Below are 14,996 nucleotides of genomic sequence, written 5' to 3' on the forward strand. Positions count from 1 at the left end.
ACAAGCAAGCTAAATCCTGCATATTTATTCTCCCCTGGCAACTTCATCGAGCCATTTATACAGCACAATCGCACTACGCTTTAGCGCATAGGCTCTAGTGCTTTGGCGCTCCTGGAAGCTTTTTTGCGCGATCACGCGACCTTGGCAGTCTTTTAGCACTGCATGCAGGGCGATGTGATTGCTATTTGCCTGCATGTGAAGCTCAAGGGCAGGGAGATTTGGCTGGGTAGAAATCTGGGCAAACTTCGCTATCTCTGCGAGAAATAGCTCTTTTTCTAGCACATTATCAAGCTGCACCAAAAGCTTTGGCGCAGGGGTATTGGCAGTGTAGATAGACTCTAGGCGGGTAAATTCCCTAGGCGGAGCAGAATCTAAACTCTGGAGAATCTGCACGATTTCACGCCCCTGCCTTAGACTAGATTCTAGCAAGGCAAACTCCCTAATCCCCACACATGTGCCATCGATATGCTTACTAGCACCTAAAATATCCTGCAAGCGCTTTTGCACTGCGGCAATGATATCTGCGCGCGAAATTCCCACTTGCACATAGTAGGTGCCTTTGGCGTAGGATTTGTTGGTGATTTGGAGATTTTGGAGGGGGAGATTGGCGCTGCTTATATGAATATCTTGGGAGAGACTGGAGGAGAAGCGATCGTTGTGGAGGGTGTTTTGGAGCTGGGTTTGAGCACTGATTTTAGCCTGCACACTTTGGGCAAGATCATTGATGGCTTCTTGCTTCGCATTTGCTAGACTCTCTCCAGCACCTACCCCATAGAGCTTAGCGCTATTTGGCTCCTTGGTAAGAAACCAGCCTGGTGGATTGGACACACACGCACCAAGCCCCCCCATAAGTAACGCCATACATACCACCAAGCCCACTCCTTTTGCCATGCTTCTTGCCAATCTTTCCATATTCAAACTCCTTTAATTTGTGCTATCTGCTTCGCGTATGCCTTGCGCACTATATGAAAGCCTACCGCCTAATGCTTTATAGAGCATGATAATCGATGAGATTCTAGCGAGCTTTGCTTCATCTAGATTGGAGCGCGCACTTAGGAAGCTATTATAGCTTGTTAGGTAGCTCTCCTCATCAAGCAGTCCCAAGGCGTAGCGCTCTTTAGCTGCTGTCCATGCCTCTTGTGAAGTCGCAAATGCCACCACCCTACCCTGTAGAGAATCGCTTGTAGTATTAACCTCTTTTATCGCATTTTCTATCTCGCCTACCGCCACGCGTAGCGTATTTTCAAGCGCATATGTGGCTTGTTTTAGAGCTTCTTTTTGGATCTTGTAGTCTTTAGTTATGGCGGCGCGATTTAGCACAGGAGCTAGGAGCGAGCCTGTGATATTCCAAACCAAATCCCCCACTCCACGCGTAGAAAAAAGAATCTGCCCAAGACTGCCACCGAGATTTAGTGTAGGAAAAAGTGCTGCTTTTTTGGAGTTTTTGAGCATGAGCTGGGCGTTTAGCTGGGCAATACTTGCGCGCACATCATCGCGAGAGAGGATTATTGCTTGCGGGAGGGTGCTAATATCTGGGAGAGCTGGGCTAGGGAGCATGGCGGGCATTGTAGCAGGAGGTGTGCTAGACTTTGCGCTAGATTCTAGCTTGGCTTCTGCTCTATTGTGCGCGCGAGAATCTATGCTAGATTCTGCTAGCTCCACCCCAGAGTTTGCACTAGATTTTCCGCCAGAATCTAATAGCGGGAGAATCTCTTCTGTATTGCTCGTGTTTAGCAGGATTAGCAGGGCGTTTTTCATCTGCTCTTGCTGGAGACTTAGGGCGTTTAAGCTGCTTGTGGCGCTTGCTAGTGTGTTTTTGTAGCCCTCGATTATGGCGATATCTACTAGCCCTAGCTCATAGCGCTCCTGCGAGATTGCAAGCATTTGCTGTGCGTTGGTGATGATTTGGCGCTGCAAGCCTGTCGCACCAGCAAGCCGCCTATAAGCGAAATAATTACTTGCCACCTCGCTAATAAGGCTGACTTGCGCGACAGAGAGATTGGAGAGAGTGGCGAGATATTCATAGCGCTTGGATTTGCGCAGCATATTGAGCTTACCAAAGAGATCTAGCTCCCACGATAGTGAGAGATTGGCATTTAGGGTGTTTTGATTGATATTGATTTGATAGCGATTGTAGTTGCCCGAGCTATAGTTGTAGCCCATGCCAAGTGAAAGCTTAGGGAGCATATTCGCGCTCGCTAGCCCTAGACTCTCGCGCGCCTGGGCGATTTGAGAAGTAAGGGTGAGGAGATTGGCATTGCGCTTTAGGGCGAGATCTAGGAGTGTGGCGAGATTGCTATCATCTAGCAGGCTTAGAAGCGCTTGAGAGAAGCTCTGCTCCTCTTGTGGGGTGTTAGATTCTGCATCATGCCCAAGCATAGAGCCCTTTGCACCGGATTTTGCACTAGAATCTAGCGCATTTGAAAACGCACTTGGCAGCGGAATAAGCTTGGAGATTTCCTCATCGCTGTATGGCTTGGAGCAGCCAGCAACCACCATAATCAAAAACCCAAAACTAAAACCACTAAAAGCCAGCACCCCAAGATCTCGCCAAAGCTTCTGCTCAAAGCTCCACAAACGCCTTAAGCAAAACCCTCGTGCGACTCTTTGCATAGTGCGAAATGATAGGCTAGATTCTAGGCAAATTCTTTCAATAAGAGCTTTTGTGTATCCATGATTCCTATGCCTTTATCAAGCACTTTTATCGCAATTTCTTGCGCTTCTTTAAGCGAGTGCATGGCATAGGTGCCACATTGGTATTTGTTCGCTTCAGGGATTGTATCCACGCGTAGGATATCACGCATGCTACTCTCCCAAGCCTCTCTTACATCATCTTCTCTCGGCGAGCCAATTAGACTCATGTAGAATCCCGTCCTGCACCCCATGGGCGAAATGTCGATAATCTCGGCGTTCTTACCATTTAAATGCTCGCGCATAAACCCAGCAAAGAGATGCTCAAGCGTGTGGATTCCCTTCTCGCTTAGGATATCTTCGTTTGGCACGCAAAAGCGCAAATCATATACGCTAATCACATCGCCTTTGGGAGTTTGCATGGTTTTGGCAAGTCGCACAGCCGGGGCTGGCATAATCGTATGATCGACCTTGAAGCTATCAAGTAGTGGCATGGTAAGTCCTTTAGTGAGTTATTGAGATTTGGTATTATAGCAGTTTAGGGATTTTGCTACAATATCCAAATCAAGCGCTTATAAGTCCCATAAACCCAAACGCAACAGCTAAAGGTGCGCCATGCGACTTCTTACTATCCCTATGCTTGGCGCTCTTGTCGCCTGCGCTATAGCAAAATCCCCAGAATCTAAGCCACTAGATTCTCCCCTAGAATCCACCCTCACACCAAAACCTACTCACACACTAGAATCCAGCACAAAATCCGCGCCAGAATCTAGTGCCAAAGATTCTGCACTCGTGCCTATCTCTCTTTCCCCAATTTATGCCATTGGCACGCATGAAATAGCCTCAAGCACGCAATCCCTGCAAGCAAAAGACGCGCTACTATATTCTGGCGACATCGCCAAATCCCTGCAGTATTTCCCAGGATTTTCCACCATGCGCAAAGGTGGTTTGGGCGCAGAAGTGCTTTTCCGCTCGCAAGGTGCTTCGCGCGTGCCAATCCTGCTTGATGGCAGTAGTATGCAGGGCGCTTGTGGGGGCAGAATGGACACGAGCGCTACTTATATTTTCCCAGAAAATTATCATCGTATCGTGCTTATCAAAGGTCCGCAAGATGTGCGATTTGGCTCGCTCATCTCTGGTGGGATCGCATTTAAGCGCGATATTAGGCGCTTTAGCGCAAATACCTTGCATGCAGATACAAGCATGCTTGCAGGGAGTTTTAATAGGCTAGATCTCTATGCCAGCGCATTGGCGGGCGGGCGCTATGGATCACTGCAAGCCATAGCCAGCCACTATGAGCAAGGCGACTACCGCACAGGAGATGAGAGCTTCACCGGTGCTGGGCGCGCTACGCATTCCGCATTTCAAAAAGAATCCGCCAGTCTTATTGCGACATTTACTCCTACCAAATACACTGGAATCGAGCTAGATATGGATATAGGCAGGGGATTCTCCTCTTACCAAGATCGCGCCATGGACGCGCGGACATTTGACAGACTCTCACTTACCCTAAAAGCCCAGCATGAGTTTCAAAGCTCCATTTTCAAGCTCCTTGATATAAGCGCTTCCTTGCACCAAGTCGATCACATCATGGATAACTTTTCCCATAGACAGCCAAGCACGACATACAAGCTAAACAACCCTAAGCGCACAAATCTCGCCACGCGCGCTGAGCTTACCCTCTACCCAAACGAGAATCTAACCCTCTATATCGGCGCAAACTACGCGCATGATGACCATAGGCTACGCACCTCTGGAGATCAAGCTTCAGCCAATTTGGCTAATGCCATTTTGCAGCAGCCTTATACGCCTAACTTCGCATTCAACTACGCAGGAGTGTTTGTGCAGGGCGCGTATATACTGCCAGATTCTGGGCATAATGTGTTTTTTGGCGTGCGCTATGACTATGCGCACACCCAGCAGCACGCCAAAGCACAATCCGCGATCCCAGAATCTAAAAGCGATCATCTAGGCAGTGGATTTGTGCGCTATGGGCGCGATGGGGATCTTTCGTGGTTTGTGGGGCTTGGCGTGGCGCAGAGGAGTGCGGATTTCTGGGAGCGGAGCAAGGCAGGAGGCATGAACCTCTCTCCAGAGACAAATCTCCAGCTCGATAGCGCAATCATGTATGATAGTGAAAATCTCCACCTGCAAGCCTCTGCCTATGGCGCGCATATTTGGGAGTATATCCTGCTGCACTATGGCGCCACAACTACAAGCGCACTCAATACAAATGCACTTCTCATGGGCGCAGAGCTTGAAGCGCGCTATCGTGCTTTCTCTATGCTTTATATCTCTGCTTCTCTTGCCTACACACATGGGCAAAACCTTACCACCCGTGGCGATTTACATGCTAATGCTCCACTCCCCCAAGTCGCCCCACTCCAAGCTAGTGCTTCAATATGGCTAGAGCAGCGAGGATTCCTTTTGCGATTTGATCTTTTCGCCCATGCTGCTCAAACCCGCTATGCCCCAAACTTTGGTAATGTTATCGGCAAGGATTTTGGCGCAAGCGCTGGGTTTGCCACGCTAAATCTCTATGGTGGATATAAGGTCAAAAATCTAAGTCTGCTTGCGGGAATAGACAACATCACAAATACACTTTATAGCTATCATCTCTCTAAAGCTGGGGTAAATATCGGGGATCTCGCGCCTGTAAGCAGGATTTATGAGCCAGGTCGAAGCTATTTTGCCAAAATCGCGCTAGCGTTTTAAGCACACACAAAGAGTAAATAAGACATACCAAAAGATTCTAGGTATCAATTCTGCGGGGCAAACTCAAGATATTTCCAAGAAGTAAAAGAATGGGATTAAAGATGATTTGGTGAGCCACCAAACCAACTAAAATCACAACCAAACACAAAAAGGGAAGCCCCCCTATAGCGCAAGAGCCTAGGGCTCAGGGCTATAAGGGATAGCTAGGAAAGTAATCGTAGGATATTTTGCTGTGCAGCGTTTGCTTGGCTCATCGCGTAGCTTCCGCTTTGTGCGAGAATGCTAAATTTGTTAAATTCAGCAGATTCGCTTGCGAAATCCACTTCGCGGATTTGGCTTTCAGCGGCTTTAACATTCACTTGAGTGATTGTGATGTTATTAACTGTGGCTTGCATTTGCCCTTGCACAGAACCTAGGTCAGCGCGGATTTTATCCAGCGTTTTACTAGCAGACTCTGCAATATCCATAACAATCATCGCACCTCGAAGTGTCGTAACACCAGCACCTAGAATCCTGTTATTCAAGGCTTCAGCGTTGTTTTCGTTCGCACCAGCAGCAGAGCGCACGGCTTCATTAAACACACCTAAAACATCGCGCAAGTTTGCAACCCACTCGGCGACTTCTTGGTTGTTATTTGGGTCGTAGCCTGTCGAGCTGATGTTTGTCCCAGAGACGATGATATCACGAGAATCAAGACGAGAGAGTGCCAAACGCCCATAATTCACAGATCCACCAGTTGGCACACCATCTTTGGTTGTCCCCTGAGTTTCTTGGTCGTTGATTTTCTCAATCGCCACATTTTGCACACCTGTGTTATCAGATGTGAAAGCAATCCCGCGTCCATCGATACTGCGTAGGTTTAGCTTACCTTCATTATCTGTATAGGCTTCTACACCCGTCTCAGCAGTCGCACCATTGATAGCTTGCACCAATCGTCCATCAGAGTCAGCTTGCTTGATACCGATGATATCCCCGAGAGTGAAACCATTGATAACAACTTGCTTCATATCCCCCGCTTTAATCTCTTCATTTGAAGTAGAATGCACGATCGCATTAGCGCGGATTCCGGTTTTGTCAGAGCTTTTGTTGATGATTTCAGCAAGATTTCCTAGCCCTGTGCCTGAAGAGTGAGAGATCTTAACAGACTCTAGCTGGACATCATTGACACCATCGACTGCTTTAAACTTCAAGGCAACATCGCCAGAAGAAGTGATCATCGCTCCTGTTTCTAGGCGCACTTGACCGATTTTATCCGAAGTGGTAGAGCCAATGCTTGCTTTGATAGATTGGTTAGAATACGCACCCACTTGGAACTCTTTGTTCGTCCATTGACCAGAGAGCAAAGCCTGTCCGTTGTAAGAAGTGGTATTACCAATGTAGTCAAGACCCTGGATCAAACGGATAATGTCGTTTTGGATCGCTTTTCTTGAAGTGCTTGTTTGCCCATCTTGCGCAGCTTGAGTAGCTTTGACTTTGACTGTGTCAAGAATTTTTAACATTTCATCCATCGCCTTATCCGCAACTTGGATAATCCCAATCCCGTCATTGGTGTTGGCAATCGCTTGTCCTAATGCACTTGCTTGAGAGCGCAAAGAGTCCGCGATAATCATACCAGAAGCGTCATCTGCCGCTTTGTTGATACGAAGACCTGAACTCAATTTTTCAAGCGAGTTTTTGAGACCTAGCTGCGTGCCGACACTCTGCGCGTGAGCGTTAAGAGCGTTGATGTTGGTGTTAATTTGAAATGCCATGTGAAACTCCTTTTTGAAATTTATGTCTTCAAGGCTTCCTTGCCTTTGACAGAGATATAATCGGTCAAAGGCACGAAAAGTTGTAGCAATTTTTGCAAATTCTTGTGATTTGCCCGCGATTTGCTATAATTTGCGCTTCTTATTGACATGACACATAGGCGCAATCAGCAAGTGATTGTGTGCCTACATTCCACTATAAACGGATGAGAATCTATGAATGATACGCATATCGCACTCATCATCTTTGGCGTGTTTTTTGTGCTTGCAGGCTGTGCGTCTGTCGTGCCCTCCACGCGCTACCTCAAATCCCCACCAGAATCTATCCCATTTACAAGCTTTAGTCCCTTGGATTCTCCAATCGCCCTCCCCTATGCCAAGGAGCTAGCGCAAGCGCAACATTCTAGTGGAGCCATGCTTATTTCAGATGGATCATTTGCTTTTCTCCATCGCGCAGCGCTGGCGAGAAGAGCGAAATTCTCCCTAGAGATACAGACTTATATTTATAAAAACGACATTGCTTCTCGTGTGCTAATGCACGAGATTTGGCTTGCGGCTAATCGCGGTGTGAAAGTCAAAATGCTTGTCGATGATAATGGGCTAGATTCCGATTACTCCGATATCATCGCGCTTAATAACCACCCAAATATCGAGGTCAAAATCTTTAACCCCTATCGCAATAGGATTAAGCTCTTTCGCCTGCCCGAGATGATTTTTCACTTCAATCGTATCAATCGCCGTATGCACAATAAGCTTTTTATCGCGGATTCTGTGGGGCTTATCATCGGCGGTCGTAATATCGCCGATAACTATTTCAACAACAAAGAAGATGTAAATTTCTCCGATACAGACGCGTTTTTCATCGGCGATGTGGCAAGCCAGGCTAGAGAGAGCTTCCGGGCATACTGGGACTACCACCGCGCTATCCCTGTGGAGTTTCTCCCCTCCAAGCGCAAAATGAAAAAATTTATGAAAGACTACAATGAAATCATCGCAGGGCTAGAGGCAGACTCTAACGAATGGGAGCGATATGAAAGTGCGATTGTAGAGTTTCTACGCCAATATGAGAATAGAGAAAACACAATCTACTGGGGTGATGCGCGGCTGGTGGCAGATGATCCTACTAAAATCGATGCCAAAAACCCCACAAGCAAAGTCTATGAAGCACTTAAGCAGATTCTCCCCCATACGACCGACTCGATGTATATCTCCTCTGCCTATCTTGTCCCTGGCAAACGCGGGCTCGCCCAGATTCAAGAAAGTATAGAAAAAGGAATCAGCGTCTATATCCTCACAAACTCCCTCTCCAGCACGGACTCACTGCCTGTATATGCAGGCTGGGAGCGCTACCGCGATAAGCTTGCTAGAATGGGCGCGCAGGTGTATGAATACCGCAAAGGTGCTGGCAAAATCAAAGTCAAAGGCAAGCTAACTTCAGGTGCTAGCTTGCATAGCAAAACGCTGGTATTTGATAAGAAAATCGCGTGGATTGGGAGCTTCAATCTCGATCCTAGATCAAGCATTATCAATACTGAAGTAGTCGCGATATTTGATAATGAAAATTTCGCCAAGGAAAGCACCAAGCTCATTCATATTGACATGCAAAGTGCATGGCACATTCAGCTCCAGGGCAACAAAACGCTCTGGTGCGCACAAAATAATCTAAATGATGAAAATAAAGACGAAGACACAAATGCTGGTGAGTATAAAAAATCTGGCACAAAATGGATCGATGAAGTGGGGGGATACTGCACTTCTACCATGCCCGATACAACATTCTGGCTTAGAAGCTTGAACTTTTTTATGCGGATTTTCCCAGAGAGCCAGATTTAGCCCCATGATCCACCCCACCACGACAGCAAAATGCGTCCCCAAAACTCTAGACCCAGAGTGGGCGAGAATGCTTGAGGGGGAATTTAGTAAGCCCTACTTCACACAAATCATCGCACGCTATGTGCAGGCGGCTAAAACTGCGACGATTTTCCCGCCAAGTGAGCTGACATTCCATGCGCTCAATCTCACTCCGCCAAGTGCGGTGAAAATCGTAATCCTAGGACAAGACCCCTACCATGGCAGTGTATGCTACCAGGGTATGAAAATCCCCCAAGCCATGGGGCTAAGTTTCAGCGTGCCCCATGGGGTGCCTATCCCTCCAAGCCTGCGCAATATTTACAAAGAGCTAGAATCTAGCCTTGGCTTTAGCCCGCCACATCATGGCGATCTAACCGCTTGGGCGCAGCGTGGCGCACTCATGCTCAATGCAATTTTAAGCGTGGAGGAGAGCAAAGCTGCCTCGCACAGGAGCTTTGGCTGGGAGCAATTTACTGATGCGATTATCACTACACTCTCGCGGGAATTTAGCGGAATCATTTTCATGCTCTGGGGCAACTACGCGCGCAAAAAATCCGCACTCATTGATTCTACTCGCCATGTCATCATCACAGCACCTCACCCAAGCCCACTGGCGCAAGGCTTCCTAGGGAGCGGAGTATTTCTCCAAGCCCAAAATGCACTGCGCGCTATGGGCAAAACGCCATTTGACTGGAATCTACCTAAATAAATCGAAGTAGTATCAATGCGTAAAAGTGGCACAAAGCCACATTGCTACGCTATTTCACCGCAATAAATGTCGCAAAATTTGCCCATTTGAAAAGCACTTCTACATGGACAAACCCAGCTTCCCGCAGCAAGGCAAGATTTTCCTCCATACTATAAGGCACAAGCACATTTTCCAACGCCTCACGCTTGGCAGCAATCTCGCCTTTGGTATAGCCATTGATAGCTTTGTAGTGGTGGTAGTGGGCGATGAGCGCAGAATCCAGCAACGCGCTGTGACTGATTGTTTTCTCACTAAGCAGGAGAATCCCTTTAGATTCTAGTGCAGCATAGATTCTAGCAAGAAGTTTTAGGCGCAGTGGCGGGCGGATAAACTGCAGCGTGTAGTTGGCGATGACCCCCTGCGCGCATTCGTAGGAGAAGTCCATAATATCTGCGCAAGCAAAGGAGATCGCCGCACCATAGGCGCTTGCTTTTGCGCGAGCTTTTTCTATCATGGCAGGCGAGCTATCAAGCCCGATAAGCTCGCCACTCACATGCTCACGCAAAGCAAGTAGCATATTCCCAGTCGAGCAGCCTAGGTCATAGATTCTCCCGCTGCTTGCGAAGCGCTCCAAAAAATCCACACAAAGCTTTTGCGTATCTCGGTAGTAGGGGATTGAGCGCTCAAGCATATCATCAAAGACATTGGCAACATGCTCGTCAAATGCGAATTTCTGGCTTTGTGGCTGCTGAAATATAGTGTCTTTTGACTTGGTGTGGTTCATTGGATTCTCGATATTTGGGATTGCTGGTAGGGAAAATTTGGCAGATTATAGCAAGCGCACATAAGAGAATCAAGCCAGGGAATCGAGCTTTAGGAGCAAGCCAATGAAATCTAGCGCGCCAAACGATAATACGCGATTGTATAACTTATGACAAACACCGCGCAGGTTGCTATAAGCGCAATGGTATTGGCGTAGAAAAATGTCGCTAGAATGACAAATGGCGCATTCACACATACGATGATAAATGAGCTTAGGGGGTTGTTGCCAAGCTTTTTAAACAGCAATGTATGAAAATGCTTAGAATCTGGCTGCATGGCATCGGTTTTTGTAAAGATTTTACGCCGTAGTATTGAAAATAAGACTTCCCAAACTGGATAAATCATCACGCAAAACCCATACCAAGGGCTCACAATCGAGCTTGGCTTTTGAGTCAGGAGCACAAGCATGATAGCAAGAAAAAAGCCCACCAAATACGCCCCGCCATCACCTAAGAAAATTTTACCCTGCGGGAAATTCAGCAGTAAAAACCCGACAACTGCGCAAAGCAGTACCACACACGCCCAAAATATCGGTATCATATCCACTTGTTTTGCGACAACCATTATTGAGATACACACACATGCTGCCACGCCGCCACTTAGACCATTGAAGCCATCAATAATATTCATGGCATTACACACGCCAACGATAGCAAATACCCCAAATGCCACACCAAAAGCATAGCCAAACTCAAAACCAAGCCCCAAATCCCTAAGCCACGCATGTTCTATCATGATACACGCAAGCAGTGCGCCAAAGCATTGGATAATAAGTCGAAGCCGCGGGCTAAGTAAAACACCCATATCTTCTAAAAACCCACTGGCAAAAACCACCAGCGAGGCTACCAGAAAATACGCCCATGCACTAGATACCAGCCCAAACAGCACAAAACCTGTAAATATACCAAGCACAATCCCAAGCCCGCCGGCACGAGAAGTAGGACGATAGTGGAATCTCTGGGGTTTAGATGAGCGTGAGGAATCGATAAAAAGTTTGTATTTTTTGCTCATGATAATAACTAGCCATGATGTTGCAAAAGAAACAAACAGCACGATAGCACATGCAAGAATCCACATACAGCGCCTTGACTCTAGGATTTACCCTTACTTTGTGCGATGTGTATGGCACGCGCAGCGCGACAAGGGTGCGGGTTATAAACAAATAAAATTGCGATAGCAAAGCGTGGATTCTAGCCAAATTTTGCTGGACAAAGGCTTAATATTTTGATCTAAACACATAGTAAATTTGGTGCAAATTTACGCGCAATTTAGTTATGAAAAGTCTTATTTTCAATACTAAGAAAAAAGCTCGCAGGTAAATCCCCTATGCAACCTGATTCTAAACATTTTCACATGCTACTATTTAGTAAGCTTGGTAATAACCCGCTCACCGCGCTTTTACTCATCTGCAGCAATGCACCATTTGTCATTCTAGCGACATTTTTCTACGCCAATACCATTGCGCTTATAGCAACCTGCGCAGTGTTTATCGTAAGCTATATGCTAGCCTATCGCCTACTAGCCAAATAGATTTTGCTCACCCCAAGCTCATATCCCGCTCGCATATCCTTGGATTTGGTGTTGCGCTTTTGTAAGGATTTGCTACAATGCGCGCCAAAAATGCTTGAAAGGCAATCATGAATACACATAAAAACTCTATCCCTGTGCTAAGTGTGGCAGGAAGCGATTGCAGCGGTGGGGCTGGCGTGCAAGCAGATCTAAAAACATTTGCTGCCCATGGGCTCTATGGCATGAGTATCGTGCTAAGCGTAGTTGCCGAAAATACCCAGCGCGTCATCACAAGCTATGATGTGCCAAGCGAGTGTATTTTCGCGCAGTTTGACGCAGTGTTTGAGGATATCCCGCCACGCGCGGTGAAAATAGGCATGCTCGGCAGTGAAGCGATCATCGAATGCGTAGCCCAGAGCCTTGAGCGCTACAAACCCAGAAATATCGTTATCGATCCCGTCATGTTTGCCAAAAATGGCTTCCCGCTTATGCCAGAATCTATCCGCAAATCTTTTGCTAGCACCATGATCCCACATGCCGATGTGCTAACACCCAATCTCCCCGAGGCAAGCGAGCTTTGTGGCTTTAGCGTAGAAAGCCTAGCCGATATGAAACAAGCAGCGCAAATCTTACATGGCATAGGAGCCAAACATGTGCTCATAAAAGGCGGACATAAGCTAGATAATGCAGATGATGTGCTCTATGATGGCAGAGAATTCCACATCTTCCATGCGCCAAAAATCGCCACCAAAAACACTCACGGCACAGGCTGCACACTAAGCAGTGCTATCGCTAGCAATCTCGCGCTAGGGCTAGAAGCCCCAGAGGCAATAGAGCGCGCAAAACACTATATCTCTGGTGCGATAGTGCATGCACTAGATCTTGGCAAAGGCAATGGTCCAACAAATCATTTATATGTTTATAATACAGATTAAACTATACTCGCTAGATTTTAAGACTCTTAAGGAATTATATGCTGCGCGTTGGGCTAGCCACTATGTTTTGTAGTTTATGTATCCCCGGGGTTTTGTGTGCTGATGTGGAGTTCCGCGCGGCATGGCAGGGGCAATATGTCAGCATGGATTCTGCTAGCGTGCCCACCCATGCCAGCACCACAAACACACCAAAAGTTGACAAGCCCGCAGAATCTATGCAATATGAAATCTCCATAAACGATTGTAAAGAAAATCTCTGCACTTTCACGCTCTCCCAGCTCCCACTCAAGCGAGACTCTCGCAAGTCGCCTACAAATGGTAGAAAGATATTTCACACTACGCTTCGGCTCCTGGACTATACGAAAGCCGAAATGCCAGATCATAATTGCCAGCTAGAAGCACTTGATATGTATGATCCCGCACTGCAAATCCCAATCCGCATGCGCGCTCGTGCATGCAAGATAGATTCTACCAATGCGCCAGACATCGCAGAGCTGCTAAGTGGCGAGAGAGAATCTCAGGCAAAATCCACAAAGTCCAATACAGAATCTAGCGACAAATCCAGCAGGATATGGCAGCGCGTGCGCGTGTATCCGTCGTTTGATTGCAAAAAGGCGCGCACAAACAATGAGCGCACGATTTGTGGCTCAAGCTCCATGGCTATACCGCTGTTTGACATTATGTTAAATGATATGTATGCGCTCCTGCTAGAGTCCAAAGACCACAAACAAATCCGTGCCGAGCAACAGCTCTGGCTTAAAAATCTTGCCAAATGTGATGGCGATGAATCCTGTTTGCAAGAGCATTATAGGGCACGGATTCTGGAGCTTGAAGAGCGCTACTGCCAGGAATGTGAATAGCCTCTGCAATCCCATAAATAAGCATACGCAATCCAAATACTAAGGAGTATCATGAGTTTGTTTAGTGATTATATCAATGTCGTATTTTATCTACTAGCATTTCTAGTGGGCGGGATACCATTTGGTGCAGTTTTTACGAAAGTGTTTTATGGAATCAATATCCAACATGTCGGCTCTGGCAGCACAGGTGCGACCAATGTCTATCGTGCGATAAAAGAAATCGACCCAAAACGCGCCAAGCTTTTTTCTATCGCTACACTCGTGCTTGATGCGATTAAGGGACTGATCATCATCGCGCTCGCCAAGCTTGTGGGGCTGCCCTATGGTGCGCAGTGGATGATCGCACTGCTAGCGATTATCGGGCATTGTTATAGCCCATATTTGGGCTTCAAAGGCGGGAAAGGTGTCTCTACTGCCATTGGATCGGTTCTCCTGCTTATCCCAATTGAGGGTGCTCTCGGGCTAGTGGTATGGGCGATTGTGGGCAAGGTGTTTAAGGTTTCTTCGCTTTCCTCACTGCTTGGCGTGCTAAGCGGGATTGCATTGACATTTGTCATACCCTACATTCTACCAATCCCGGATTCTATCAATATCGTAGCCCAAATCCACAGCCATGTGCCAGTCGTGCTCATCGGGCTTTTGATCCTCTATACGCATATCCCAAATATCAAACGACTATTTAGCGGGGAAGAGAGCAAGGTGCTATAACCCCACAAGAGCATGAAAAGCAGCGTAGAATCCAATAAATACCCTGAAAGCAAAGAATCTTATGAGATTTTGCTTGAAAACCTCATCATACACGCGATCATAGGGATTCTACCAAGCGAGCGCAAGAATCCCCAGCGCCTAGCAATCACACTCCAAGCTACATACCACACACCGCAGAATCCCAAGGCTTTATCTGCAATCTCTACAAATCCTGCAAACATAAATCAAAGATCTACACTCGAATGCGAGAATATGCGCGATGACAGAAGCAAGCAGCATGAGAGCCACAAGCACTTCCTCGACTACGCGCTTGTGCGCGATACACTTGTGGCACATTTGCAGGATTCTGGATATGGGCTACTAGAAGACGCGCTTGATGGCACTATTGCTATGCTCAAAGCCACTTTCCCCACAATCACACACATCACACTAACCCTTAAGAAACCCGATATCCTGGCACCATGCTGCGTTGGTGTGCGAAAAAGCGTGGCGTTCTAATTGTGTAGATTCTGGGGGGGGGGGGGGGTTT

General features: G+C 47.2%; 14 protein-coding genes. 8 read left to right on the forward strand and 6 right to left on the reverse strand.

Annotated elements, in window-relative coordinates; genetic code table 11:
- Positions 1–24: 24 nt before the first annotated feature.
- Genes Q0171_RS07640 through luxS form a run of 3 tightly spaced genes read right to left on the reverse strand, consistent with a single transcriptional unit; the run spans position 25 to position 3,125 of the window.
- Positions 25–912, reverse strand: coding sequence for an LPP20 family lipoprotein (locus tag Q0171_RS07640; RefSeq protein ID WP_299328548.1), 888 nt, complete (start codon positions 910–912; stop codon positions 25–27).
- A gap of 12 nt (positions 913–924) precedes the next feature.
- Complete coding sequence (locus tag Q0171_RS07645; protein ID WP_299328551.1) at positions 925–2,613, reverse strand: TolC family protein; 1,689 nt, start codon at positions 2,611–2,613, stop codon at positions 925–927.
- A 23-nt stretch (positions 2,614–2,636) separates the two neighbouring features.
- Positions 2,637–3,125 carry an S-ribosylhomocysteine lyase gene (gene luxS, locus Q0171_RS07650; RefSeq protein WP_299328554.1) on the reverse strand — a complete coding sequence of 163 codons (489 nt, stop codon included), beginning with the start codon at positions 3,123–3,125 and terminating at the stop codon, positions 2,637–2,639.
- A 121-nt stretch (positions 3,126–3,246) separates the two neighbouring features.
- Here luxS and Q0171_RS07655 point away from each other — a divergent pair, with 121 nt between their 5' ends.
- Entirely contained in the window at positions 3,247–5,346 is a 2,100-nt protein-coding gene (locus Q0171_RS07655; protein ID WP_299328557.1) for a TonB-dependent receptor plug domain-containing protein, read from the forward strand.
- A gap of 203 nt (positions 5,347–5,549) precedes the next feature.
- Here Q0171_RS07655 and Q0171_RS07660 read toward each other — a convergent pair whose 3' ends face one another.
- Positions 5,550–7,097, reverse strand: coding sequence for a flagellin A (locus Q0171_RS07660; protein ID WP_299328558.1), 1,548 nt, complete (start codon positions 7,095–7,097; stop codon positions 5,550–5,552).
- Between the two features lie 213 nt (positions 7,098–7,310).
- Here Q0171_RS07660 and Q0171_RS07665 point away from each other — a divergent pair, with 213 nt between their 5' ends.
- Together Q0171_RS07665 and ung are read left to right on the forward strand one after the other, a co-directional pair.
- Positions 7,311–8,927, forward strand: a complete 1,617-nt coding sequence (locus Q0171_RS07665) for a phospholipase D family protein (RefSeq protein WP_299328559.1) — start codon at positions 7,311–7,313, stop codon at positions 8,925–8,927.
- A gap of 4 nt (positions 8,928–8,931) precedes the next feature.
- Positions 8,932–9,654 carry a uracil-DNA glycosylase gene (gene ung, locus Q0171_RS07670; protein ID WP_299328561.1) on the forward strand — a complete coding sequence of 241 codons (723 nt, stop codon included), beginning with the start codon at positions 8,932–8,934 and terminating at the stop codon, positions 9,652–9,654.
- A 49-nt stretch (positions 9,655–9,703) separates the two neighbouring features.
- On the opposite strand, the gene cmoA is transcribed toward ung, so the two are convergent.
- Together cmoA and Q0171_RS07680 are read right to left on the reverse strand one after the other, a co-directional pair.
- Positions 9,704–10,417 (reverse strand): carboxy-S-adenosyl-L-methionine synthase CmoA, encoded by a 714-nt coding sequence (gene cmoA / locus Q0171_RS07675; RefSeq protein ID WP_299328563.1) that lies wholly within the window; start codon positions 10,415–10,417, stop codon positions 9,704–9,706.
- A 110-nt stretch (positions 10,418–10,527) separates the two neighbouring features.
- Positions 10,528–11,532, reverse strand: a complete 1,005-nt coding sequence (locus tag Q0171_RS07680) for an MraY family glycosyltransferase (protein WP_299328565.1) — start codon at positions 11,530–11,532, stop codon at positions 10,528–10,530.
- Positions 11,533–11,808: 276 nt separating this feature from the next.
- Here Q0171_RS07680 and Q0171_RS07685 point away from each other — a divergent pair, with 276 nt between their 5' ends.
- From Q0171_RS07685 to Q0171_RS07705, 5 genes are all read left to right on the forward strand, one after another.
- A complete protein-coding gene (locus tag Q0171_RS07685; RefSeq protein ID WP_299328567.1) occupies positions 11,809–11,985 on the forward strand; it encodes a hypothetical protein in 177 nt (58 codons plus the stop codon).
- 107 nt (positions 11,986–12,092) lie between these two features.
- Positions 12,093–12,899 (forward strand): bifunctional hydroxymethylpyrimidine kinase/phosphomethylpyrimidine kinase, encoded by an 807-nt coding sequence (gene thiD, locus Q0171_RS07690; protein ID WP_299328568.1) that lies wholly within the window; start codon positions 12,093–12,095, stop codon positions 12,897–12,899.
- A gap of 38 nt (positions 12,900–12,937) precedes the next feature.
- Positions 12,938–13,759, forward strand: a complete 822-nt coding sequence (locus tag Q0171_RS07695) for a hypothetical protein (protein ID WP_299328570.1) — start codon at positions 12,938–12,940, stop codon at positions 13,757–13,759.
- Between the two features lie 51 nt (positions 13,760–13,810).
- Positions 13,811–14,467, forward strand: coding sequence for a glycerol-3-phosphate 1-O-acyltransferase PlsY (gene plsY, locus Q0171_RS07700; protein WP_299328571.1), 657 nt, complete (start codon positions 13,811–13,813; stop codon positions 14,465–14,467).
- Between the two features lie 12 nt (positions 14,468–14,479).
- The gene (locus Q0171_RS07705) at positions 14,480–14,965 is read left to right on the forward strand and encodes a dihydroneopterin aldolase (protein ID WP_299328573.1); all 486 of its coding nucleotides are present in this window, start codon (positions 14,480–14,482) and stop codon (positions 14,963–14,965) included.
- Positions 14,966–14,996: the final 31 nt, after the last annotated feature.

Source organism: uncultured Helicobacter sp. (genome assembly GCF_937906905.1).
In the GTDB taxonomy this organism is placed as follows: domain Bacteria; phylum Campylobacterota; class Campylobacteria; order Campylobacterales; family Helicobacteraceae; genus Helicobacter_B.

Excerpts from the sequence above, each read along its gene's own strand:
- Q0171_RS07640 (WP_299328548.1), bottom strand. The coding sequence starts at position 912 with ATGGAAAGATTGGCAAGAAGCATGGCAAAAGGAGTGGGCTTGGTGGTA.
- Q0171_RS07645 (WP_299328551.1), bottom strand. The coding sequence starts at position 2,613 with ATGCAAAGAGTCGCACGAGGGTTTTGCTTAAGGCGTTTGTGGAGCTTT.
- luxS (WP_299328554.1), bottom strand. The coding sequence starts at position 3,125 with ATGCCACTACTTGATAGCTTCAAGGTCGATCATACGATTATGCCAGCC.
- Q0171_RS07655 (WP_299328557.1), top strand. The coding sequence starts at position 3,247 with ATGCGACTTCTTACTATCCCTATGCTTGGCGCTCTTGTCGCCTGCGCT.
- Q0171_RS07660 (WP_299328558.1), bottom strand. The coding sequence starts at position 7,097 with ATGGCATTTCAAATTAACACCAACATCAACGCTCTTAACGCTCACGCG.
- Q0171_RS07665 (WP_299328559.1), top strand. The coding sequence starts at position 7,311 with ATGAATGATACGCATATCGCACTCATCATCTTTGGCGTGTTTTTTGTG.
- ung (WP_299328561.1), top strand. The coding sequence starts at position 8,932 with ATGATCCACCCCACCACGACAGCAAAATGCGTCCCCAAAACTCTAGAC.
- cmoA (WP_299328563.1), bottom strand. The coding sequence starts at position 10,417 with ATGAACCACACCAAGTCAAAAGACACTATATTTCAGCAGCCACAAAGC.
- Q0171_RS07680 (WP_299328565.1), bottom strand. The coding sequence starts at position 11,532 with ATGTGGATTCTTGCATGTGCTATCGTGCTGTTTGTTTCTTTTGCAACA.
- Q0171_RS07685 (WP_299328567.1), top strand. The coding sequence starts at position 11,809 with ATGCTACTATTTAGTAAGCTTGGTAATAACCCGCTCACCGCGCTTTTA.
- thiD (WP_299328568.1), top strand. The coding sequence starts at position 12,093 with ATGAATACACATAAAAACTCTATCCCTGTGCTAAGTGTGGCAGGAAGC.
- Q0171_RS07695 (WP_299328570.1), top strand. The coding sequence starts at position 12,938 with ATGCTGCGCGTTGGGCTAGCCACTATGTTTTGTAGTTTATGTATCCCC.
- plsY (WP_299328571.1), top strand. The coding sequence starts at position 13,811 with ATGAGTTTGTTTAGTGATTATATCAATGTCGTATTTTATCTACTAGCA.
- Q0171_RS07705 (WP_299328573.1), top strand. The coding sequence starts at position 14,480 with ATGAAAAGCAGCGTAGAATCCAATAAATACCCTGAAAGCAAAGAATCT.